The 22431-nt window shown below is 44.4% G+C and carries 20 protein-coding genes; 18 read left to right on the top strand and 2 right to left on the bottom strand.

Annotated elements, in window-relative coordinates; genetic code table 11:
• The first annotated feature begins 176 nt into the window (after positions 1 to 176).
• The 5 genes from MHH50_RS30510 (at position 177) to MHH50_RS30490 (ending at position 6496) form a co-directional block, all read left to right on the top strand.
• Positions 177 to 1580 carry a cytochrome ubiquinol oxidase subunit I gene (locus MHH50_RS30510; RefSeq protein WP_076124303.1) on the top strand — a complete coding sequence of 468 codons (1404 nt, stop codon included), beginning with the start codon at positions 177 to 179 and terminating at the stop codon, positions 1578 to 1580.
• Positions 1567 to 2583 (top strand): cytochrome d ubiquinol oxidase subunit II, encoded by a 1017-nt coding sequence (gene cydB / locus MHH50_RS30505; protein ID WP_076278208.1) that lies wholly within the window; start codon positions 1567 to 1569, stop codon positions 2581 to 2583. Before MHH50_RS30510 ends, cydB begins: the two co-directional genes overlap by 14 nt.
• A complete protein-coding gene (gene cydD / locus MHH50_RS30500) occupies positions 2583 to 4349 on the top strand; it encodes a thiol reductant ABC exporter subunit CydD (protein WP_340033827.1) in 1767 nt (588 codons plus the stop codon). The genes cydB and cydD overlap by 1 nt, the downstream gene beginning before the upstream one ends.
• Positions 4346 to 6097, top strand: coding sequence for a thiol reductant ABC exporter subunit CydC (gene cydC, locus MHH50_RS30495; protein WP_076305870.1), 1752 nt, complete (start codon positions 4346 to 4348; stop codon positions 6095 to 6097). Before cydD ends, cydC begins: the two co-directional genes overlap by 4 nt.
• Before the next feature lie 231 nt (positions 6098 to 6328).
• Positions 6329 to 6496 (top strand): CxxH/CxxC protein, encoded by a 168-nt coding sequence (locus MHH50_RS30490; protein ID WP_063829780.1) that lies wholly within the window; start codon positions 6329 to 6331, stop codon positions 6494 to 6496.
• Between the two features lie 98 nt (positions 6497 to 6594).
• Here MHH50_RS30490 and MHH50_RS30485 read toward each other — a convergent pair whose 3' ends face one another.
• On the bottom strand, positions 6595 to 8007 hold the full coding sequence (locus tag MHH50_RS30485) for an MFS transporter (RefSeq protein WP_340033826.1): 1413 nt from the start codon (positions 8005 to 8007) through the stop codon (positions 6595 to 6597).
• A gap of 142 nt (positions 8008 to 8149) precedes the next feature.
• Between MHH50_RS30485 and MHH50_RS30480 the strand changes: the two genes are divergently transcribed.
• The 5 genes from MHH50_RS30480 to MHH50_RS30460 all read left to right on the top strand — a co-directional run bounded on the left by MHH50_RS30480 (position 8150) and on the right by MHH50_RS30460 (position 12471).
• On the top strand, positions 8150 to 8500 hold the full coding sequence (locus MHH50_RS30480; protein WP_076124295.1) for a helix-turn-helix transcriptional regulator: 351 nt from the start codon (positions 8150 to 8152) through the stop codon (positions 8498 to 8500).
• A gap of 257 nt (positions 8501 to 8757) precedes the next feature.
• A complete protein-coding gene (rlmH, locus tag MHH50_RS30475; RefSeq protein ID WP_036677839.1) occupies positions 8758 to 9237 on the top strand; it encodes a 23S rRNA (pseudouridine(1915)-N(3))-methyltransferase RlmH in 480 nt (159 codons plus the stop codon).
• Between the two features lie 550 nt (positions 9238 to 9787).
• Positions 9788 to 9928 (top strand): hypothetical protein, encoded by a 141-nt coding sequence (locus MHH50_RS30470; RefSeq protein WP_340033825.1) that lies wholly within the window; start codon positions 9788 to 9790, stop codon positions 9926 to 9928.
• A gap of 110 nt (positions 9929 to 10038) precedes the next feature.
• Positions 10039 to 12282, top strand: coding sequence for a DUF3656 domain-containing protein (locus tag MHH50_RS30465; protein WP_340033824.1), 2244 nt, complete (start codon positions 10039 to 10041; stop codon positions 12280 to 12282).
• A gap of 12 nt (positions 12283 to 12294) precedes the next feature.
• On the top strand, positions 12295 to 12471 hold the full coding sequence (locus MHH50_RS30460) for a hypothetical protein (RefSeq protein WP_175618905.1): 177 nt from the start codon (positions 12295 to 12297) through the stop codon (positions 12469 to 12471).
• A gap of 473 nt (positions 12472 to 12944) precedes the next feature.
• Here the strand turns inward: MHH50_RS30460 and MHH50_RS30455 are convergent, their stop codons facing one another.
• A complete protein-coding gene (locus MHH50_RS30455) occupies positions 12945 to 13415 on the bottom strand; it encodes a pyridoxamine 5'-phosphate oxidase family protein (RefSeq protein ID WP_076191502.1) in 471 nt (156 codons plus the stop codon).
• A 316-nt stretch (positions 13416 to 13731) separates the two neighbouring features.
• On the opposite strand from MHH50_RS30455, the gene MHH50_RS30450 reads away from it, so the two are divergent.
• From MHH50_RS30450 to MHH50_RS30415, 8 genes are all read left to right on the top strand, one after another.
• On the top strand, positions 13732 to 16632 hold the full coding sequence (locus MHH50_RS30450) for an S-layer homology domain-containing protein (RefSeq protein WP_340033823.1): 2901 nt from the start codon (positions 13732 to 13734) through the stop codon (positions 16630 to 16632).
• A 172-nt stretch (positions 16633 to 16804) separates the two neighbouring features.
• Entirely contained in the window at positions 16805 to 17761 is a 957-nt protein-coding gene (locus MHH50_RS30445) for a zinc-binding alcohol dehydrogenase family protein (RefSeq protein WP_076181750.1), read from the top strand.
• A 1-nt stretch (position 17762) separates the two neighbouring features.
• Complete coding sequence (locus tag MHH50_RS30440) at positions 17763 to 18197, top strand: MarR family winged helix-turn-helix transcriptional regulator (protein ID WP_076124286.1); 435 nt, start codon at positions 17763 to 17765, stop codon at positions 18195 to 18197.
• 250 nt (positions 18198 to 18447) lie between these two features.
• A complete protein-coding gene (locus MHH50_RS30435) occupies positions 18448 to 18981 on the top strand; it encodes a YceI family protein (protein WP_076278212.1) in 534 nt (177 codons plus the stop codon).
• A 265-nt stretch (positions 18982 to 19246) separates the two neighbouring features.
• Positions 19247 to 20182 (top strand): LytTR family transcriptional regulator DNA-binding domain-containing protein, encoded by a 936-nt coding sequence (locus tag MHH50_RS30430; RefSeq protein ID WP_076181756.1) that lies wholly within the window; start codon positions 19247 to 19249, stop codon positions 20180 to 20182.
• A 104-nt stretch (positions 20183 to 20286) separates the two neighbouring features.
• Entirely contained in the window at positions 20287 to 21132 is an 846-nt protein-coding gene (locus MHH50_RS30425) for an ABC transporter ATP-binding protein (RefSeq protein WP_076274868.1), read from the top strand.
• Entirely contained in the window at positions 21129 to 21839 is a 711-nt protein-coding gene (locus tag MHH50_RS30420) for an ABC transporter permease (protein ID WP_076278214.1), read from the top strand. Before MHH50_RS30425 ends, MHH50_RS30420 begins: the two co-directional genes overlap by 4 nt.
• A 203-nt stretch (positions 21840 to 22042) precedes the next feature.
• Positions 22043 to 22423 (top strand): FlxA-like family protein, encoded by a 381-nt coding sequence (locus MHH50_RS30415; protein ID WP_076124277.1) that lies wholly within the window; start codon positions 22043 to 22045, stop codon positions 22421 to 22423.
• Positions 22424 to 22431 lie beyond the last annotated feature (8 nt).

Genomic DNA, 22431 nt, shown 5'->3' with positions numbered 1-22431 from the left:
AAGACGGGTAAACCGTCTTATTTTTTTTGCTTTCTTTATGCTAAATTGTGATCTTTGTCACAAATCATTTGAATTTCACCGTCAAATGACTATCTTTATGTGACATTTATCACAAAAAGAAGTTTAAATTTTTGACAGAATATAATTAACGAAAAGGGGAGAAGGAAGGGACAAATATGGATACAGTAATGCTGTCGCGTGTACAATTTGCGTCGACGACAATATTCCACTATTTCTTTGTACCGGTATCAATCGGACTAGCGCTCTTGATTGCAATCATGGAGACAATGTACGTTAGAAAAGGTAATGAAGAGTACAAAAAAATGGCGCAGTTCTGGGGAAAGCTATTCCTCATCAATTTTGCAGTAGGGGTAGTTACAGGAATCTTGCAGGAATTTCAGTTCGGGATGAACTGGTCCGATTATTCACGTTTTGTTGGTGATGTATTCGGGGCTCCGCTTGCAGTTGAGGCATTGGCAGCCTTTTTTCTGGAGTCTACTTTTATTGGGATATGGATATTCGGCTGGGATAAGGTGTCCAAGCGAGTACATTTACTGTCCATCTGGCTGGTAGCATTCGGTACGATGTTATCTGCATTCTGGATTCTAGCGGCTAACTCTTTTATGCAGCATCCTGTGGGTTTTGAGATAAATAATGGACGTGCAGAAATGAATGATTTCTTCGCGCTTATTACGAACGGACAATTGCTGGTTGAATTCCCACATACAGTACTGGCTGCTTATGCAACAGGTGCTTTTCTTGTAACTGGTATTAGTGCTTATAAAATATTGAAGAAACAAGAGGTTTCTTTCTTTAAGAAGTCTTTTCAGATTGCAGCCATCGTAGGGATTATTTCTTCTATTGGTGTAGCTGTTGCTGGTCACGCCCAAGCGCAATATTTGGTTGAAACTCAACCAATGAAAATGGCAGCTTCCGAAGGACTGTGGGGTAAGAGTGGTGACCCGGCACCTTGGACCGTATGGGCAAACATTGATCCAAAGAATCAAATTAGTAGTGGAGAATTTCAAATTCCTTATATGCTGAGTTTCCTTTCATACAGTAAATTTTCCGGTGAAGTTAAAGGTATGCTTGAGCTGCAAGCGGAGTATGAGCAAACCTATGGCCCCGGTGACTATATTCCACCTGTACGTACGACATTCTGGAGTTTCCGGATCATGGTTCTAGCAGGAACGTTAATGATTGTATTGGGAATGTACGCTATGTACTTAATGTGGCGCAAAAAAATGGACCGTCCGAACACTTGGTTTATGCGGTTTATGTTATGGGGCTTGTTGCTTCCTCCGATTGCGAATACAGCCGGTTGGGTTATGACCGAATTCGGGCGTCAGCCATGGACGGTATTCGGACTGATGACAACGGAAGACAGTGTGTCGCCTAATATTACAAGTGGTCAAGTTCTGTTCTCCGTGATTTCTTTTACAACGATTTATTTAATTCTAGGATTAGTGTTGGTCGGATTGTTTATTAAAGTGATTAAAAAAGGTCCTTATGCGATGGATAACGATCACGGCGATTCGAATGATCCATATAACGAGGAGGGTTCCCATGATATCTCTTAATGAATTGTGGTTTGTGCTGATTGCAGTTCTGTTTATAGGGTTCTTCTTCCTGGAGGGTTTCGATTTCGGCGTAGGGATGGAAACACAAATTCTCGCTAAAAATGATACAGAGCGCCGTGTTCTGATTAACTCGATCGGACCCTTCTGGGATGGGAATGAGGTATGGCTTATCACAGCTGCGGGTGCAATGTTTGCGGCTTTCCCGGAGTGGTATGCAACGCTGTTTAGTGGATTCTATATTCCTTTTGTATTTGCCTTATTAGCTTTGATAGCGCGTGGTGTCGCTTTTGAATTCAGAGGTAAACGTGATTCATTGGCTTGGAAAAGAACTTGGGATGCTTGTATCTTTATCGGCAGCTTCCTTCCACCATTCCTCTTGGCAGTAGTATTTGCAAGCTTTATCAAAGGATTGCCTATTGATGGGGAGATGCAAATGTATGCAGGGTTCACAGATATCGTGAATGTGTACACTGTAGTAGCAGGGCTTACTGTTGTCCTTCTGTGCCTGGTGCATGGTCTCATGTTCACAACACTGCGTACAGTGGGGGATCTACAGGCTCGCGCTCGCAAGTTGGCTCAAAAATTGCTAATCCCGCTCGCAGTTTTATTTACTGCTTTTGTGATTATGACTTATAATATGACGGATATTTTCGAGCAACGTGGAACGATTCTTATGATTATTGTAGCCCTGGGAGTTATCGCCTTTGTACTGTCCGGTTACTTCATGACGAAGAAGAAGGATGGCTACGCTTTTGGAATGACAGGAGCGGTAATGGCGCTTTCGGTAACTTCTATCTTTGTAGGATTGTTCCCGCGTGTTATGATTAGTTCAATTGATCAAGCTTTTAATTTGACGATCACTAATGCGGCTTCCGGCCATTACTCTTTGAAGGTAATGACGATTGTGGCACTGACTATCCTTCCGTTCGTATTGGGATATCAAATTTGGAGTTACTTTGTTTTTCATAAACGGGTTCACGAGAAGGAGCATCTTGAATACTAATGGATAAAAACTTGCTTGGGTATAAAGGAGTTAAGCCAGTCTTTCTGATTGTAGGCTTCCTTACCCTGGTGCAAAGCTTGTCCATACTTCTGCTGGCTAAATCGCTGGCAGAAGTCATCTCTGCGCTATTTGCGGGAGAACCTCTGAAGGAACAATGGGGCACTGCGCTATTGTTCCTTCTTGCATTTCTTGTGCGCCATGCTTGTGCTATGCTGATGAGCCGTGTCTCTTACCGCTTCGCGGAAGCAACGGGCAGCACTATGCGGAGGGAAATGATGGACAAGCTCTTCCAGCTTGGCCCTAGAATGGTGGGCGGGCGTGGAACCGGGGATCTTGTTACACTGGTGCTGGAAGGGGTAACTAAATTCCGCACGTATCTGGAAGCGATCATTCCTAGAATGGTAGGGATGTCTGTTACACCGATCTTGGTGCTTATTTACGTCTTTACGATGGACACTACGAGCGGGATTATTCTTACGGTAACTATGCCGATTATTATTGTTTTTATGATTTTGATTGGGATGACGGCCCGTAAGCAAATGGATCGGCAATTGAAATCGTATCGCACATTATCTAATCATTTTGTAGACTCATTACGTGGGCTAGAAACATTAAAATTTCTAGGACGCAGCCGTAGTCATAGCGACAGCATTGCTACTGTCAGCGATCGTTATCGCTCGGCGACCATGCGTACGCTGCGAGTGGCCTTTTTGTCATCGTTCGCCCTGGATTTCTTCACTATGCTGTCAGTAGCTTCTGTAGCGGTAAGTCTTGGTTTGCGGCTTGTAAATGAACAAATGACATTGGTTACGGGCTTAACGATTCTAATCTTGGCTCCGGAATATTTCCTGCCTGTCAGATTGGTAGGTTCAGATTTCCATGCTACTTTGGATGGGAAAGAAGCCGCTGAAGCAATGAAGAGCATTATAGATCAAGATGAGGTGAAGGCTGAAGTAATCGTCCCTAACGGTGATCTATCTGTCAGTTCTGCAGCAAAAACATCGGAACAAATATTCACTTGGTATGAGAATAGCGTGCTCACATTAAATGACGTTAGCGTGAAGTATGAGGAAGCAGGGCTTTCTTCGCTGGAAGCGCTGAACCTGCAATTTAAAGGAGCTAGCAAAATTGGGATTATCGGAGAGAGCGGGGCCGGTAAATCTACTTTAGTGGATATATTAGGGGGCTTCTTACACCCTACTTCAGGAAGTATCACGGTTAACGGTACTACGGTTAGTGCATTAACGGATGAGGCTTGGCGAAAACAGACCTCGTATATCCCGCAGCGTCCGTATATTTTTAGCGGTACGTTAGCTGATAATATACGTTTTTATTACCCTGAGGCTTCTATGGAGGCTGTTGCCGCGGCAGTGAAAGCTACGGGTTTATCGGGTTTGGTGGATACTCTTCCGCATGGCTTAGATGAGATGATTGGTGGCGGCGGCCGTTCGTTCAGCGGTGGCCAGGAGCAACGGGTGGCATTAGCCCGGGCACTGCTTAGCAGCCGTCCGATTATGCTTCTAGACGAGCCAACGGCGCATCTGGATATTGAAACGGAATATGAGCTGAAGGAGACGATGGTGCCCCTTTTTGAAGGAAAGCTGGTCTTTCTGGCTACCCATCGCCTGCACTGGATGCTCGATATGGACATTATTGTAGTAATGAAGCAAGGCCAAGTGGCAGAAATCGGTACCCATCAGGAGTTACTTGCCCGCAAGGGTGCGTATTATGAGTTGATTGGGTCGCAATTGGAGGGAATCCATTGAAACGTGAAGGATGGTTTGCTCCCTATGTATCGTCGTATTTTTGGCGTTTTGTGCTAATTATTGTGCTTGGGGCGTTGACGATTTTTACTGCCTCTTCATTGATGTATACTTCAGGATTTCTGATCTCAAAAGCGTCTACGCCGGTCGAAAATATCCTGATGATCTACGTGCCGATTGTCGGTGTACGTACGTTCGGAACAAGCCGGGCAGTCATTCACTACGTGGAACGGCTGATTGGGCATGACACCATTTTACGGATTCTTTCTAAAATGCGTGTGCGCCTGTACAATATTTTGGAGCCACAGGCCTTGTTCCTGTCGTCGCGTTTCCGTACTGGGGATATTCTCGGGATGTTAGCTGATGACATCGAATATTTGCAAAATGTATATCTGAGAACCGTATTTCCAAGTGTTATTGCTTTATTGATCTACGGGGTTGCAGTGATTGCGTTGGGCACCTTTGATATCGGTTTTGCGTTATTAATGGCTTTGTATATTTTGGTGTTGGTCGTGGTATTGCCGCTTATATCTTTGTTGTTCACCCAGAAACGTCAACGTGAAGTGAAGGTAGAGCGTAATCGCCTCTATCAAAAGCTGACGGACGCCGTTCTCGGTATGGGCGATTGGGTCATTAGTGGACGGCAAAGCCAGTTCGTGGAGACCTACGAAGCAGATGAGAAAAAAGTGGCCAAAACTGATGCAGCGCTGCGCAGCTGGGCGCGTCTACGTGCGTTTATCGGGCAAGCAGTCGTTGGGGTTGGTGTACTTTCGATGTTATATTGGGCCGCCGGAGAGTATGCGGATGGTGCTATTGCAGGTACTTTGATTGCGGCGTTTGTCTTGGTTGTTTTTCCTGTAGCAGATGCTTTTTTGCCAGTATCCGAAGCAGTGGAGAAAATCCCGCAGTACCGTAACTCGCTGGAGCGGTTGTCTGGAGTGGTCGGAGAAGAGCAGAATATAGTTTCCGAACAGGCATCTGTAGTCGATGTTCTACCTCAGGTCATAAAAAGTGCTCATATCAAGCTCGAAAATATAGGTTACCGCTATGGATCAGAGGATAATTGGTCGGTTCGTGATCTCAGCCTCGACATCCCACAAGGCAAAAAAATTGCCATCATCGGCCGTAGCGGGGCAGGAAAATCGACGTTGTTAAAGGCTATTCAAGGGGTTATCCAACCTTCTGCAGGTTCGGCTATGATTAATGGAATCGCGGCTGCTGCCTATGGCGATAACATTCCGTCTATTATAGCGGTGCTAAATCAAAGCCCACACTTATTTGATACTACGGTAGCGAACAATATTCGCATGGGTGATCCGAAGGCTTCCGAACAAGCGATTAAAGAAGCTGGAGCATTAGCCAAAATGGATACGCTGATCTCCTCGTTACCAGATGGATACAATACCTTTGTCCGTGAAGCGGGGCAACGTTTCTCCGGTGGAGAGCGCCAGCGGATAGCGTTAGCTCGTATTTTGCTGCAAAATACACCTGTCGTCATTCTTGACGAACCGACCGTAGGGTTGGATCCAAGCACGGAGCGTGATCTTTTGCAGACGATGTTTGAAGCTATGGACGGTAAATCTCTGATCTGGGTAACGCATCATTTGGTTGGTGCGGAGCAGATGGATGAAGTGATTTTTATGGAAAATGGCTCGGTAGAAATGCGTGGAACCCATGCAGAGCTGATGGAAAAAGAACCACGTTACCGCAGATTGTATGAGCTGGATCGTCCAGTGGAGTTTCTAGGGTAGGATGGAGAGTTTGCAGATAACATTTATAGAAATTAGAGAGATATTAGTGAAGAGATTCCTTTTGCCCGTTTGGGGTGGGAGGAATCTTTTTTTTCGGTAGGGCAAGAATATAGACAATGGATGAACAGATTGCTGGAATGGATAGATAGGAGTTCCATTTTCGTGGGAAGTATGGTAGAACAATAGAAGGAGTATTAGGCCGCAGCGGCACAGAAAGGGATGCTTGGTTGAATGTATGTAGTATGTAAAGAACATGTAGAGTTAGCCATCGACAAATTTGTGGACGAGTATGAGGATGCACCTGATATTGTGGACTTGAAGGAGACCGAGTTCTCGGACTGGGACCCGCCGGCCAAATGTGCGGAATGTGAGAAGAATGCGGAATATTTAGTGGTCTAAAGGACTGTTAAAATTTATCAAAAACACCTTGCAGTCGCGGAAATGGGCCGCAGGGTGTTTTTTTGCATGAAATAATATATGTGTTAGCCGATTAGGTCTTATGCATCTGCTGCATCTACTATGTCGGTCAGCGAGCTGCTTCGGTTGCCTCGGCGGTAGAGAATAGCTGAGATGATGGCGATCAATGCGGCAATAGAGAGTCCCCAGTAGATATTGGAGTAGGCTGCAGAAAGCGGCAGTCCGCGCTGCCATTCCAGAGCGCTTGCGGCCATAGCCACGCTGAAGGCGCCGCTAAAGAATTGCAGCAGCTGGAACAGGCCCATCCCAGAGCCGATTTGCGAGGAAGGCAGAATCCGAGAGATTTCATTGGATACACTACTGGACAGTGTCGTGAAGGCCAGACTCATAATCATATAGATGAACATGACGGCAATCCATGACCGCCCAGCAAAGAAAGCGAATAGGATGGTAGCGGTCAATACGAGCAATGGTGCAAAACGTAAAATCCCCGCATTGCCATAACGGTCAATGATTCGTCCCACGGAGCGGGAGACAAAGATGGCGAGCAGCGAACCCGGAAAGATCACAAGCCCGGCATGGCTTGCGCTGAAGCCGAAACGGTGAGTCAAAATCTGCGGCAGCAGGAATAACGTGGCAAAGCTGCACAGGTAGGAGGCAACTCCGATCAGAGCCAACACGAGATATGAGCGGTTACGGAAAAGCTCCGGCATCACGAATGGATCAGGTGTGCTGCGGATACGGCCAACAAATAAAGCAGTGGCGACAATTCCGGCGATCAAGGCAATCCACAGCCCGCTGGTCAGGAACAGCAGCAGCCCGGTCGTGCCGACGCCCAAGAACAGCCCGCCAAGCACATCAAAGGAGCCACGGGTGGGTACTTCTTTGGGCAGCAGAATAAGGAACAGCGGCACTAGAAGCAGAATAGCTGCCGTTACAGAGAATAACCAAATCCAACCGAGATATTCGACGATGGCTCCGCCCGCGACCGGCCCAAGTCCTAGACCCAGCGAGACGGCTGACATAATTGTCGCCATTGCTTTGCCGCGGCGGGCTTGCGGGATATAGCGGGTAAATAGGACAAGCGACAAGGACATTACTGCGCCCGCGCCTGAGGCCTGGAGAATACGAACGATAAGCAGGAAGATAAAGTTGGTGCTGAAAAAGCCGGCAACAGCCGCGAGGCCCAGCGTCAACAAGCCTATAACCAACAGACGGCGAATCGGCAGAAAATCAGAAAGCCGGCTGTACGTGATTGAGGCAATCGAGAACATAATGGAATACCCAGTGACAATCCAAGAAGCGGACGCAGCCGTAATCCCGAAGGCTTCGGTCACATCAGGCAGCGCCAGATTGAACATAGCCGTATTCATGATGACGAGAACCACAGCGACACTGAACAGCAGGGTCAGCAGGCCTTCTCGTGGAAGAGGCGCTTCCGGAACGGAGGCTTCATGATCCGCATTCGCGGAGAGGTTATTTACAGAAGTCATGTGCGAAGCACTCCTTTTATTATTGTTTAATAGTTCGATTACTTACGAACAATTGAAATATAGCATGCGTTGATATAAAATGCAATTAGGAACACCAATATTTTTTTCGCATTCATCGTACGACAAAAGGGGATAATCATCCGTGAAAATACTATTTCATCCGGACCGCAAGGACATTCAGCTTGCCTCCGTATTGTATGCACTCAGCGATCCGATTCGTTTACATATCGTATCGGATATTCACTTAAATGGAGAACAGGCTTGCAACTGCTTCAACGTCCCGATCGCAAAATCCACCATGTCTCACCATGCCCGTACTTTGCGCGAGTCAGGTGTTGTTTTTACACGAGTTCAAGGAACACAGCGCATGTTGTCCCTGCGGACTGAGGATCTTAATGCACGTTTCCCAGGCTTGCTGGACTCTATATTGAGCGCTTATGAAGCTGGGGGGAAACCGGATTTTGTGATGGAGGAGCAGGAAGAAAGTAAGTAGGGATGGATTGAACCTGCTGAGGACGAGGAATACATGAAATTCTAGATTCAGGAAATCTAGGAATACTGGGGATCAGGAGATCCAGGGATTGCATAAAAAATAGGACATTTAGAGAATGCGCAAGAGTAGGCCGTTTTAATTGTCGTTTCTTTTCCACCAAATATGTGATAGAACAGAAGGTACTTACTAAAACTACAAGGGACGCCCAGTGCGCGTCCTTTTGCTATTTCTATAGAGGATTATGACAGGAGGCACTTATGCTTATTCAAATTATTGGCGTAGGAAAATTGAAGGAAAAGTACTTGATCGATGGCATCGCGGAGTATGCAAAACGGCTGACACCATACCTGAAGTTTCAGGTCATTGAGGTGGCAGATGAAAAAGCACCGGATTCTCTAAGCGAAGCAGAGGTGGTGCAGGTAAAGGGACGCGAGGGCGAACGCATTCTCGCGCAGATTAAGAGCGAGGCGCATGTCATTGCGCTCGCGATCGACGGCAAGCTGTGGAGCTCGGAAGAGCTTGCCGCAGAAATTGACCGGCTCGGCACCTACGGGACGAGCCATGTCGTGTTCGTCATCGGAGGGAGCCACGGGCTCTCCGACGAGGTCATGCGCCGCGCGCAGCAGCGCATGAGCTTCGGGCGCATGACGCTGCCTCATCAGCTCATGCGCCTGGTGCTGGTGGAGCAGGTGTATCGCGCGGTGAAGATCAATCGGGGGGAACCTTATCACAAATGATGGTGAAGCGGAGAACAGAACTCAATATTAGTTTAAATGACTTGAACTGCACGGCATAACGGTTGAAAGCCAATACAATTGAAATAACAAAAATGTAAAAAGAGCCTCCACTTCGATTTTAGTGGAGGCTCTTTTAAGGCTGCTAATCAATGCGCCAGATGCTCGCTCATACTTATGTAAAATTAAATGTTTGCTACTTGGCAATGATAGGCACCCATAATTCCTGCTCAATTTTGGCTCCAGGAGCCAAATAATTCTCTATACATGAGGAGTGAAGAGTTTATGGTTACCTCAGCTGAGAGCGATATTCAGGATATTGTAGGTATGCTTCGTGACGCTAATGATGAGAAGATACGCGTGGCGAAAAATGTACTTAAAGAATTATTATGAGATACGTCCCTCAGAGCAAATGAGGTCATTTAAAACAAGCGCACAAGCCATTGGCTTGTGCGTTTTGCTGCAGCTTAAGTATAGTTCTTATTTTATGATTAATGGTAATAGTCTGAAATTTAATTTTCTAATAATCTTATTAATTTAAAAGGGAGCGGCCATGACGTCATTTATCGGATTTATAGTAGTTATTATCGTATTATCCATCTTAACTGGGATGAAGCAGGGGACTAAGAAGACGAGAGGACGCAGTACGGCAAGCGGAAACCTGCTGTTAAGAAAAGCAATAACAAAAGCGTGAAAACGACCTTTAACCGTTCTTCAATACCATGCAGTCCTGACGATGTACTTTTAAGAACACCTTTGGACAAACTAGCATTGCCGTTATTTATGGATCATAAGGAGGAAAAAATGACTGAATTACTAGCTCCAGCAGGAAATATGGAAGCTTTAAAAGCTGCAATTTCTAATGGTTGTGATGCCATATACTTAGGAATGCAAAAATTTGGTGCGCGTGCATACTCATCTAATTTTGATCTAGAATCGTTACAAGAGGCGGTTACGTATGCGCACCTGAGGGACGTTAAACTCTATGTTACAATGAATACCATCGTTTTTGAAAACGAAGTTGAAGAGATGAAAGAGCAGATCCACGAATTAAATAAAATCGGTGTGGATGGCATTATCGTCCAGGATCTGACTGCGTTCGATTATATCGTTAAAAACTTTCTTGATATGGAAGCACATTGTTCAACTCAAATGGGAATAGACGATTTAGACGGAACTTTATTATTAAAAGAACTTGGTGCCAAAAGAGTTGTTCTGTCCCGTGAGGTTGAGATTGAAAAAGTAAAAGAGATCAAAAGAAAAGCTGAGATACCTTTAGAAATTTTCGTTCACGGTGCTTTATGTGTATCTTACTCGGGAAACTGTCTAATGTCAGGATTAATGGGTAATCGAAGCGCAAATCGCGGAAGATGTGTGGGTTCATGCCGTAAGGAGTATGAACTCATGGATAAGACAACAGGTACATCTTTAGGGAAAAACCATATTCTATCTACCAAGGACTTAAACACAATCGACTATATCGAGGATTTAAAAGAAATCGATTCTTTAAAAATAGAAGGCCGAATGAAAGTGCCTACGTATGTTGCTAATGTTGTATCCAAATATCGCAAGGCCTTAGATCATAAAATAACCGAAGAAGACAAAGAAAATCTGAAAAAAACATTCAATCGAACATTTACTAAAGGATATTTGTTTCACGAAGATAGGAGAAATATTACAAACATTTTAAGACCTAATCACTTTGGTTATGAAATTGGAACAATCAGCAAGATTGTTAAAGATAGGTATGAAATAACACTTACACGACCTTTAAATCAGAACGATACCATTCGAATAAGTCACAACAATGAAGATGTTAATTTAACGGTTGCAAAACTGTACGATAAAGAGGGCGAATTAATCAACAAAGCAGAGGATGTCTGCTATATCAAAATCAAAGAAAAGATGTCTACGGGAGATTTAGTATATAAAACGAAGGATTATTTCTATAACAAAGAATTAGAATTATCACTGGAAAAAGAATTTAAGCGGTTTAACCTCGATATTAGAGTATATGCACGTCCAGATTCAAAGCTTGTCATAGATGCGGAGGGCTTAGGCTGTCATTATTCATATGAAAGCGAGGAAATACTAGGCGAAGCCATTAATAATCCAACAACAAAAGACCAGGTAATCAAGCAATTTTCAAGATTAAATGATACGATATTCGAACTTAATCATGTGGATTTTGAGGAATGCAATGCTTTTATTCCAGCTAAACTGTTAAATGCAGCAAGAAGAGATATTGTACTGGGCTTATATGACTTAAAGCTTAACAGCCAGCAGAAAAGAACCAAGGCTTTGGAAGCAAAAGAAAAAATAAGCTTTGCCCCTGAAAAACCATACCTTACGGCCTCTGTAACGACTAAGGAGCAGTATGATGCTTGCGTGAGCTGTGGAATTAAGGAAATCTATTATGAAAATGTTGTTAGAAGAAATCAGAATCGTTATGAGGAAAAAGAAGGGCAGCTACTAATCGGAGGATATGGCGGAATTTATCACTACAGAGAAACGAATCCGTTTGTTACGGACTATTCTCTAAATGTTGTTAATGCTACTAGTTGCTATGAATTATATAAATTAGGTGCAAAACGAGTCACTTTATCTTATGAATTGAATAAGAGCCAAATTGAAGATTTAAGGAATGCCTATTATGAAGAAAATGACGGCTATCCTGCACTGGAAATGATTGTATATGGCAAGGTTCCTTTGATGTTTACAAAATATTGTCCGATGAAAAAAATGAATCAATGCAGAATTTGCAAAACGAAGAGCTATGAGTTAAAAGATGAGCACGGAACGTTCCCTATAATTTCCCATAATGATTGTACAACGACTCTCCTTAATGGGAAGACGCTTAATCTTTTAGATGAGCTACAAAACATCAAAGGAATCGAGGCGCTCAGATTAAACTTCACAGTTGAATCCAAAGAGCAGGTTGTGAAAGTCATTAATATGGCGTCAGGCAAATTAAATGGCTCTATGAATAATGCTGTCTTTAATCAGGAAACAGACACAAGAGGACATTTTAATAAAGAGATTGTGTAGGTAGCCAAAGGGATGACGCTGTCTTCCTTGCTAATCGTTCAGCTTAACATAAAAGAACAAGAAAGAGCCGCCCAGTACCGGGCGGCTCTAAAACTTGCCGCTTCAACCATCGCAGTGAACGTGTCAGAAGTAAGGAAAAGTCTTTTGGAGAGGCCGACTGCTTTTCAGCAGAAATCCCCTTATCGTTGAATCTACATTGGTTAGTTGTAGAAATCTTAGGATCGAATTAACCTTCGAATTTAAGGACGATAGACTAGGTCCAAAACATCGAACTTCTAGTTAAGATGCTTAGGTAGTCCTAACATGATAGGTTAACTATCACGAAGAAATCGAAAAGTAGTGTAGATTAATTAACGATATCTCTGAACCCAGCTCTACCTTGTGTCCCTGGAAGAGGCAGCCGGGGCCGCGCGGATGCTGTATCGTAAAAGAAGATTTTTGGAGAGATTGGCGCAGGGCGGGAAGAGTGCGGAGTGAACAGCGAAAGAGTTAAGGGATGAAGGAACAGTGAGGCCTTCAATTTCGTTCTATAGATGTTACGGTGAATCGTATCATAAGTAACAACGAAAAAGGGAGTATGCGCACACTCCCTTTGAGCTATCATTGTCTGTTATCAAATGTCTACTTCACATTAATCCAATAAGGCGAACCACTCAGACCACTTAATTTGCCGTCTTATTGATAAAATCAATCTCATTTCTGATCCCTTTATGGGCGTCATTCCACAGGCCCTTTGTCAGGCGAATGCGCAGCAGGCATGTGTTAGGATCTTCGTCGTTATTGGCTTCGTTATACCACCCGGCGAATATTGTGCGCAGCTTTGTCATCATCTCCGCGTTTTTCTCGTCACATACCCAGCCCAGGTTTTCACCGATACCATCGGCCGTAAAGTTTTCGACGATGATACAAACAGCGACTTCGGGGTTTTGGGCGATCTGCTGCATCTTACCTGAGGTCGCGTAAGTAACGGTGTAGAACGCACCGTCCTCATAATAGGCGTCTACAATGCGGGCGGAGGGACGGCTTTTGCCATTAGCCCCCGGTTCCAGTGCGATGGTGGATAGTGAGATCAGGCCGTCCTTGTTACCCGCTTGTTCTTCCAGCAGCTTCATGGCTTCGTCGTACTTGCTCATTATATTACCTCCTAAAGTGTCATAAGGCATACATGATTAAGCTTATCATTGTAAAATCTTAGTGCATGTGAAGAATAATACGATAAAATATTAAATCGCCATCAATCCAAGCTTATACTCGATGGTCTTTTTTTTATGCCATTTAATCTCCAGTCTACAAATATATCTATTTTTTTTATGTAATAGACATTGTAAATTACCCTGGTCCTATTGTAGAATCAAGAAGTTGTCGAATAATGGTGTAAAATGCCATCCTTGGAACTCACTAGGACGACAGACTCATTGATATTTTTAGAGTAAGAAGGGGGAAGAAACAATGTTATTCCAAGCAGCACGCCGTAAACTCAGTCTGATGATTGTGTTTGCCCTATTATTAAGCACTCTTACGCCACATATGGTGTTTGGTGAGGCCGCGCAGTTCAAAGACATCACAGGCTCTTATGCGCAAAAGGAGATTCAATCATTAACTGAAGCAGGAATAATCTCAGGTTATGAAGATAACTCTTTTAAACCGAAAAAGGCTATGTCACGTGCCGAACTGGCGAAAATCATAGTCCTGTCGTTGGGGCTAGAAGCAAATGCTGATCAAGCCGCACCGTTTAAAGACGTTGCCGCGAACAGTTGGTATCGCGGTTATGTAGGTGCATTGGTAAAGGCAGGCATTACGGAGGGGACATCGGCCACCACCTTCAGTCCTAATGCAAATGTCACCCGTGAGGAGCTGGTCGTGTTTTTCATCCGAGCTTTCGAATTGGATGAAACAGCGAAGAAGCTTCCGGTTGATAGCAAGCTGTCGGATATCTCAGAGGTGTCCGAATGGGCAAAAGCGCAAGTATCCCTTGCCTTCAAAAATGGTTTCATCAACGGGGTCCAAGGCAGTGACGGCACTCTGAAATTCAAACCGAAAGAGCATGCGGAGCGCCAGGCTCTGGCTCGTCTGGCTTATGAGTTCAAAACCAATAAATCAGTATATGTCGAGAAATCCAAACAGCTTCTTGCTGAAGAGCTTAATAAGGGCAAGAGTCCTGAGGCAACACCGACTGCCACCCCGGCAACAACTGACCGCGGGACATCTGTGACAGCACCGGCGCCGGGAGCTTCAGGTCCGGGAACGCCAGCATCGGCAACCCCAGCACCGGCAACCCCAGCACCAGTGACACCAACACCAACATCGGCACCGACACCGACACCGACACCGACACCGACACCGGCAACCCCGGCACCGGCAAATGCTCTCCAGGTTGTGGTGAAGGGGGAGAGTTCAGATGCTATTTATGTGGAAGAGCCAACAGAAGTTATATTCCGCTCATCGATTAATGCGCCAGGAACGGTAATCGCTAGTGTCTATCAAGTAGATGACAGCGGCAAAGTCATTTCGCAAATCATTTCGTTGTACGATGACGGTTTGGAAGCCCATGGAGACAGTCTTGAGGCAGACGGACTGTACAGTGGCAAAGCAGTATTGACTGAAAGTACGGAGGGTTACATAAATCTGCAGGCGTTTGTGGGAGATGTGCCAAGCAGCACAGTTTTTAAATTATCTGTAATGAAGCATCTTACGGATGAACAGCTTGCACAAACGGAAATCATTGAAAATAATACACAGAGTAAGCTTGATCAACTGGCTACTTCATATGGTAATTTGCAAAAAGCAAAGGAAGAAACTGTGGCTTGGCTCCAAACCCAAGCAGAAGTAGAGCATGCTGGGATTTCGGGTGAAGGAGGAAGCATCTGGTATTTGCTGGACAACGGGATTCTAGGGGGGATATCCGCAGCTCCTGAGAATACAAAAGGGTTAAGCAGCACCGTAGAAGAGGCTGCGTCCAGTACTACATTGGCGGCTGAGGCGCTAACGCAAAATGTGGAACAAACCGTGGCCACCATAGGAAGCCAGCGGGTTGCTGTGATTTCTCCGTTCTCCGGCACACTTCCATCTTCGACTGTTTATGACGCTGTATATCACAGCTTTGACCAGTCGAGTTACCCTTTCCTTGTAGAAAGAGTAAAGGACACCTCAGCGGGCGTTAATTTCTTTAAAGGGCTGAATCAGTATGGCGTCGTGGTCTTGGATACCCACGGAGATACTTACTATGATGAAAAAGTGCTTCAAAAGCTCCATAATAAGTACGGCATTGATTTCAAATACGCTGGACCGCAAGTTATGTTCCTGACAGGAGAAAAGGCAACGACAGAGAGCAAAAAGACCTATGAGTTGGACTTGAAAAAGGGACGACTGGCTATTATATCCGGTTATTATGCTATTACACCGTCTTTTATTACACGGTACAACGATATGCTACCTGATACCATCGTATATAATGGCAGCTGCCGCAGCGCGTACAACGATTCCATGGCAGATGCCTTCATCAACAATGGTGCTGGCACTTATTATGGATATACCGATTATGTAAAGCTTGCATATGATCAAGCTATTGCTAAATCCGTATTTACCGCTTTAAACGATGACAACATGACAACCGAAAAAGCCTTTCAAGCAGCAGTGGCTGCCCATGGAGCAAACGATGGGTTGGCAGCATTCTTCATGAAAGGAAGCAGCATTGGCACTAAGACCGAAGGGGTCATCAACGGAACCTTTGAAAACGGAACTTGGACCGGCTGGAATGGAAACGGCGATGTTCGGGTGATCTCCAAGCTGGGACCGCTTAAACCGACAGAGGGGAACTACATGGCTATTATCAGCACTGGCCTTGGGTATGAAAACAATGATCAAGGAGGATATGACTACAATTCAGATAGTTATATCGAGCAAAGTTTCATTGTTCCGGCGGGTGCAACAACCCTATCGTTCGATTACAATTTCATTTCTGAGGAGCCTAAGGAATTCGTTGGAAGCAAATTCAATGACACGTTCCGCGCAACGGTAACTTCCAGTGTATACATTAATACGGCTTCCCTCATTACTTCTCACATAAATGGCGGCAATACAGTGACGTCCAGTGTCTATGGTAATGATTCTGTTATTATCGGGGCTGAATCGATTAATGAATCCACGGCCTATTGGATTGAAGAGAACAAAGTAGCGATTGATTTCTACGGCGGGGATCATACAACATACATGACGAATTGGAAGCATGTACAATTTGATGTAAGCCAATTTGCCGGCAAGGGCTCCATTGTCCTTCGGTTCCATGTTTGGGATCAAGGAGATAGTATCTACGATACGGCGGTACTAATCGATAATGTAATATTAAAGTAATCAAAAAACGGCTGGATCAGGGGAACCTGACCAGCCGTTTCTTTTGGAAATAAGCTAATGGGCGTGCGTTTGGATATGTATTCCAAATAAAGTGTGCATATTGCACATAATTTGTGTTATACTTTATTATGTGCAATATGCACATAATATGGGGTGGAAGAAGGGTGTAAATATGAAGGCAGCAATCGTAAAGGTTAAGGGGACGATTCCCGTAATGGGTCATTTTGATTCCCCCGTTGGGACAGAGGGGCTAGTTATAATTAACGTTACGGCCACAGCCTTGAGTCGAGTTAGCAAGTTCCGTTCAATGGGTATGCACTATTCTTCTGAAGATAACTTTCCAATTGTAGCCGGTATCGACGGTGTAGGAACTTTGAAAGATGGGTCTCGTGTTTACTTTGCGCTGCCTACTGCACCATATGGTAGTTTGGCTGAGCAAACAATCGTCAACGAAAAGCTGACTGTCCGTTTACCAGATGGTATTGATGATCTCACTGCTGCCGCTATCGCCAACCCTGCTATGTCGTCATGGGCTGCATTGGTATTTCGAGCTGGTTTTAAATCCGGTCAAACTGTATTGATTAATGGCGCTACTGGTGCATCCGGTAGTTTAGCAGTTCAGATTGCTAAGGGTCTGGGGGCCAAGAAGGTCATTGTAACAGGACGCAACGAATCAAAGTTGCAAGCACTTGAAGCTGATGAGGCCATTGCATTTGATATGACAGCCGACAACGGTCAAAAAATGTTTGAAAACGCCCTAATGCCAGTTATTGCTGAAGGTGTTGATGTTATATTGGATTATCTTTGGGGCGACAGCGCACTCGCCATCATGTCAGCTCTTGCTAAGGCAAAAACGGATCGTTCAACCCGTTTTGTAAGCATTGGAACTTCATCTGGCCAAGAAAGCATTCATTTACCTTCATCTCTTTTACGCTCATCAACAATCGAACTCGTAGGTAGCGGAGATAAGAGTGTTTCCAAAGCTGATATGCTATCCGCTGTTAGAGGTGTCTTTGAAATGGCCGCCGAGGGGAAGATAAAAATTACCACAAAAGAGTTCGCTCTAGAAGATATTGAAGAGGCCTGGAATGCCCCGCTAATGCCTCGTCCTGTTGTAAGGGTGAAATAAAATGGAAAACGATATTTTTAAAGCGCTGATCGATTTAGTTTCCATTATCAATAGGCCAGACCGCGATAAGAAGATGATTGCTAATGCTGGCGTAAATTTGGAGGCAGCAACCTTTCGTGTCTTTGTGGGCATCGTGCATCTCCAACCGACTAGTGTTGGTGATTTGGCCGCCATGATGGGAAAAAACTATTCGAGTGTTAGCCGGCAAATCGATAAGTTAGAAAACGCGGGGTTGGTTCATACGTATCCATCAAGTGCAGATTCCCGCATTCGTGTGTCTGAATTGACGAAAAGCGGGGAGAAAATCAATGCAATGATTAGCCTCACCCGTGAACGAATTTTGCATGAAGCTTTGGATGACTGGACTCTGGAGGAAAAAAACAGCTTATTGAATAACTTAAGGCGTTTATTTGAATCGCTGCAAAGATTCGACTAGTTGCAGATTATGACTGTTCACACACAGTTCGATGTTTATTGCCATGGTGGATATTCGGGTAAAAGGAATTACGGATTCAATGGGGAACCATTCTGAAATCGGATTTACGAGGAAGCCGCAAAAATGCTAAAACGCTACTGACACAACGTTGTCAGTAGCGTTTTTGTATATTAGGTGTATAGCGAGTAGCGCATTGTTTTGGAGATAGGTGACCTTGCTCATAATCTTATTATAGAGGTGGAATTTATTCATGAGTAATATCAAATGGGAAGTGGATCCGGACCACAGCTCCGTCGAGTTTTCGGTGACGCATTTAATGATTAATAAAATCAAAGGAGTATTTGAGCGTTTCCAGGCGATTTTAAGTTTTGATCCCAACGAGTTAACGACCATGGGTATTCAGGCTTCCATAGACGCAAATAGCATCACAACTCGCCAAGCGCAACGAGATGAACATTTGAGGGGCGACGATTTTCTTCATGCTGCCAAGTATCCAACCATTGCATTTCAAAGCACCAACTGTGTCTTTGCTGGTGAGCGGCAATATGAACTTACAGGCAATCTAACTCTGCATGGAGTAACCCAATCTGTTACTTTTCATACTGTTTTTGAAGGACTAAACAAGGACCCCCGCGGACGGGAACGTGTAGGATTTCATTCAACAGCCAGTATTGATCGTAATGAATTTGGATTGAAATTCAACTCGCCTCTGGAAACGGGTGGAATTATAGTCGGAAATGAAGTGAGGATCGAGCTTTGTATTGAGGCAATTAAAATAAATTAGTGACCCTAAAGACTATCCTTTTATCGGGATGGTCTTTATTCAAAACTTGCTGTTACAGAAATTGCGCTGAACCGTATTACTAATTAATTTACTCTTGCACCGAGCGGAGAAGCTGCTTGGGCTTTTTTTATGTGCAGAAATGACTAGAAGATGCCTTGACTTATATTTGCATTAAATATTACCTAAATCGTATTTATCGAGCAGGAAATAACAGGAACTAAATTGAAAAAGTATACCCTATAGCAGCACTGACCGGGAGGATGGCATGCAATTTCAACCAATTTATTATAATGGGGAATTATTTCTACCGAAGATCGAATTAAATATGACACCGAATCAATCGGTTGGCATCATAACGGACTTGAAGCGAAAGCAGCTTTTAATGAATCAATTAGGTGATCATTCCCAATATTATTTATTTCGGGCTGGGCAAAACGAGTATATGCGTTTATCGGTGGAGGAACTAATCACTTTTCTAATCAGAATAACGGAGAGGAATGAGCGTGCCGCTTCGTTGATAGATTATTTTGCTTTAAAGGAAGAACGGAAGGTAAAGATCAAGGATCTAAGCTCATCGAAAAGAATGTATGTGACATTGCTGCGTGTGTTTTTTGCGCATCAGCCTACACTTGTACTGGAGGAACCCTATTTTTACTTGGAAGAGCAAGATTGTCGTCAACTCAAACGGATTCTTGATGATCTTTCACAAGAAAAGCAGATTTTAATTTTAACTTCGAATTTAGAGGATGCCCTTATTTCCTGTGATGCCATTTATCGGTTGAACGAATCGGGATTTCATCCATTGGATATTCGGGACTTCGACGAGGATAAGCAGGAAGTACAGAAACAAGACGAGGCCAATATAACCTTGCAGAAGATCTCTACCAAAAGAAATGACAAAGTGATTTTATTTAATCCGCCTGAAATTGATTTTATAGAGAGTGTAGAGGGGTCAATCCTTGTTCATGTGGGCGGTGAAAATTATGACTGTGCGCTGACGCTGACCGAGCTCGAGCAGAGATTATTAAATTTCGGTTTTTTTAGGTGCCACCGATCCTATATTGTTAATCTGCAAAAAGTAAGAGAGATTATTACATGGACGAAAAATAGCTACAGCTTGCGATTAAATACAGGTCAAGATGCCGTGGTTCCGTTATCCCGTTCAAAATTGTCTGAATTAAAAGCTCTTCTTAACATTTAAAGGGTACCATTCAGGCGCTTACAGCTACATTTCGGCGCGTTTTGATGGCAGGAAGCATGTAATCTGTATATGTTTAAGCCATCAACACTAAGGATGTGGAGTTAATGAATGTTATCCGGGTAGAACGTATCCGTAAGAGATTTGGAGAAAAGGATGCGTTAGCAGATGTTTCTTTTTCAATTCCTAAGGGTGAAATTTTTGGTTTCCTTGGCCCGAGTGGCTCAGGCAAAACAACATTAATCAAGATTCTAACGGCACAGTTAAATCCGACAAGTGGACAGGCAAGTGTATTTGACCAGCCGGCGGAAATGATGCAGCAGTCTGCTCAGAAGATGCGTTTTGGCATTTTGACGGATAACAGTGGTCTATATGAGAGGTTAAGTATTGAGGAAAATCTGGAGCTGTATCGTAAGCTATATGATCTTCCCAAATCTGCGGTCGACAAGGTGCTGCAGTTTGTAAACTTAAGCGGGGAGCGCAAAAAGAAAGCCAATCTCTTATCCAAAGGGATGCGTCAGCGTGTCATGCTGGCATGCGCGATTATCCATGAGCCGGAATTATTATTTCTGGATGAACCAACTTCGGCTTTAGATCCGGTAAACACAGCACATATTTATAAAGGCTTACGCTACTTAAATGAGAAAGGAACAACGATTTTTCTGACTACGCATGATATGTCTGAAGCAGAATTGATATGCAACCGTGTAGCGATTCTGTATCAGGGACAAATCCAAACCATAGGCTCACCAAAGGAACTTAAGCGGCAGCACCGGGAGAACGTAATTTGTGTGGACTTAATCAATGGGGAAACCTACGAGCTCCCGATCGATGAGGGGACGGCTGATCAAATCGCGGATTGGATGAAGCGGGGGCTAATTGACCGGTTAGAGACGAAAGAACCAAGTCTAGGTGATATCTTTATTAAAATGACAGGAAGTGAGCTACTATGAGTATCTCATACAAACGTGCCCGGGCGATATTTGTGAAGGATTACAAAGAGTTTTCACGTAACTACGCGCTGTCCATTATGCTGATTTTTCCTATTATTATCGCTCTGATTTTCAAGAGGGCAGGTGCGTCTTTACCTGGAGCCAGCGGTTTTCTTTTTAATAGTTCGTTTGTATTGCTAACATGTTTTGCACAAGCCTGCTTGATTGCGGAAGAGAAGGAGCGTAACACTTTACGGTCATTAATGATGACACCGGCTACGACCATGGATGTACTAATCGGTAAAAGCAGTTTGGTCTTTGTCATGTCTGTTGTTGTTCTCGCTATTTCCACATTATTATTTGGCTATGAGCCAGCTAATATATGGGCGTTTGTGGCAGTAATCATTCTTTCGATTATTCTGTACACTGCAGCCGGGACGATCTGCGGTTTATTCTCTAAGACGTTGCTTGAAGCCTCATTATCTATACTCCCTGTGGCGTTCATATTTATGGGGGCACCGTGGGGAGAAGTACTAGTGAAGGATTATCCGGTCTTCAAAGTGCTGGATTACATGCCAAGCAGTCAGCTTGTGCATCTGCTGGGTCTAAGCAATACAGGTTATACGACGGGCGATATATTGAAACCTCTCCTCATTAATTTGGCATGGACGGTTGTACTAACAGTAGTGTCTGTCATTTTGTATCAGCGGCGGTTGAAGGACGAGTAAGGGAGCTCTGAAGGGACTTTAGCCAGCCTTCGGTGGGTCTTTGGTAGGGTTGAAACAAGCGGCCGACTGAGACTATACGACGATTATTTTCCAATTGAGGCTGTGATGTTGTCATGACGGGATCTGCCGGGTAATAAAGATGATTAGAACTTTCAAATTTGGATGATTTTGGATTGGGAGCCAAGGAAACGGGGGGAAAGATCATGGCGGCACAGACAGTATCAGGCATCAGCTCCGTACAGACCATTGCGGCCTACGGCGGTACACAGAGTGATGTCAGTTCTCTGGAGAAACAGCGAAACCGGCTGATGATGGAACTGGATAAAGTGAATGCGGCACAAGGAAGTGAGATGCAGACGCCTTATCGCCGGGAGCAGCTGCAGCGGCAAATCCGGCTGCTGGAGTCCCAACTGGTACAGAAAAGCGGGAGCAGCACCTCCGTAAATTTTGTGCCTGCTTCTCCGCTTCAGGATCACCTCCCCCTTTGGGGAATTGAAGGAAAGGGAGGCCTCAAGGGCATCGGCCTGACTGATCCCCGGACGGCGACGGTGGACGCGGAGGGTCATTTCGACGCGTTAATTTAGGCAAGCGA

It is taken from the genome of Paenibacillus sp. FSL H3-0302 (assembly GCF_037982245.1).
Classification (GTDB): domain Bacteria; phylum Bacillota; class Bacilli; order Paenibacillales; family Paenibacillaceae; genus Paenibacillus_AQ; species Paenibacillus_AQ odorifer.
The sequence above is the reverse complement of the archived record's forward strand: the minus strand, read 5'-3'. Positions and strand labels throughout refer to the sequence as shown.

Excerpts from the sequence above, each read along its gene's own strand:
- rlmH (WP_036677839.1), top strand. The coding sequence starts at position 8,758 with ATGCTTATTCAAATTATTGGCGTAGGAAAATTGAAGGAAAAGTACTTG.
- MHH50_RS30420 (WP_076278214.1), top strand. The coding sequence starts at position 21,129 with ATGAGTATCTCATACAAACGTGCCCGGGCGATATTTGTGAAGGATTAC.
- MHH50_RS30485 (WP_340033826.1), bottom strand. The coding sequence starts at position 8,007 with ATGACTTCTGTAAATAACCTCTCCGCGAATGCGGATCATGAAGCCTCC.
- MHH50_RS30450 (WP_340033823.1), top strand. The coding sequence starts at position 13,732 with ATGTTATTCCAAGCAGCACGCCGTAAACTCAGTCTGATGATTGTGTTT.
- MHH50_RS30470 (WP_340033825.1), top strand. The coding sequence starts at position 9,788 with ATGACGTCATTTATCGGATTTATAGTAGTTATTATCGTATTATCCATC.
- MHH50_RS30455 (WP_076191502.1), bottom strand. The coding sequence starts at position 13,415 with ATGAGCAAGTACGACGAAGCCATGAAGCTGCTGGAAGAACAAGCGGGT.
- MHH50_RS30415 (WP_076124277.1), top strand. The coding sequence starts at position 22,043 with ATGGCGGCACAGACAGTATCAGGCATCAGCTCCGTACAGACCATTGCG.
- MHH50_RS30425 (WP_076274868.1), top strand. The coding sequence starts at position 20,287 with ATGAATGTTATCCGGGTAGAACGTATCCGTAAGAGATTTGGAGAAAAG.
- MHH50_RS30465 (WP_340033824.1), top strand. The coding sequence starts at position 10,039 with ATGACTGAATTACTAGCTCCAGCAGGAAATATGGAAGCTTTAAAAGCT.
- MHH50_RS30440 (WP_076124286.1), top strand. The coding sequence starts at position 17,763 with ATGGAAAACGATATTTTTAAAGCGCTGATCGATTTAGTTTCCATTATC.
- MHH50_RS30445 (WP_076181750.1), top strand. The coding sequence starts at position 16,805 with ATGAAGGCAGCAATCGTAAAGGTTAAGGGGACGATTCCCGTAATGGGT.
- MHH50_RS30490 (WP_063829780.1), top strand. The coding sequence starts at position 6,329 with ATGTATGTAGTATGTAAAGAACATGTAGAGTTAGCCATCGACAAATTT.
- MHH50_RS30430 (WP_076181756.1), top strand. The coding sequence starts at position 19,247 with ATGCAATTTCAACCAATTTATTATAATGGGGAATTATTTCTACCGAAG.
- MHH50_RS30460 (WP_175618905.1), top strand. The coding sequence starts at position 12,295 with ATGACGCTGTCTTCCTTGCTAATCGTTCAGCTTAACATAAAAGAACAA.
- cydB (WP_076278208.1), top strand. The coding sequence starts at position 1,567 with ATGATATCTCTTAATGAATTGTGGTTTGTGCTGATTGCAGTTCTGTTT.
- cydD (WP_340033827.1), top strand. The coding sequence starts at position 2,583 with ATGGATAAAAACTTGCTTGGGTATAAAGGAGTTAAGCCAGTCTTTCTG.
- MHH50_RS30510 (WP_076124303.1), top strand. The coding sequence starts at position 177 with ATGGATACAGTAATGCTGTCGCGTGTACAATTTGCGTCGACGACAATA.
- MHH50_RS30435 (WP_076278212.1), top strand. The coding sequence starts at position 18,448 with ATGAGTAATATCAAATGGGAAGTGGATCCGGACCACAGCTCCGTCGAG.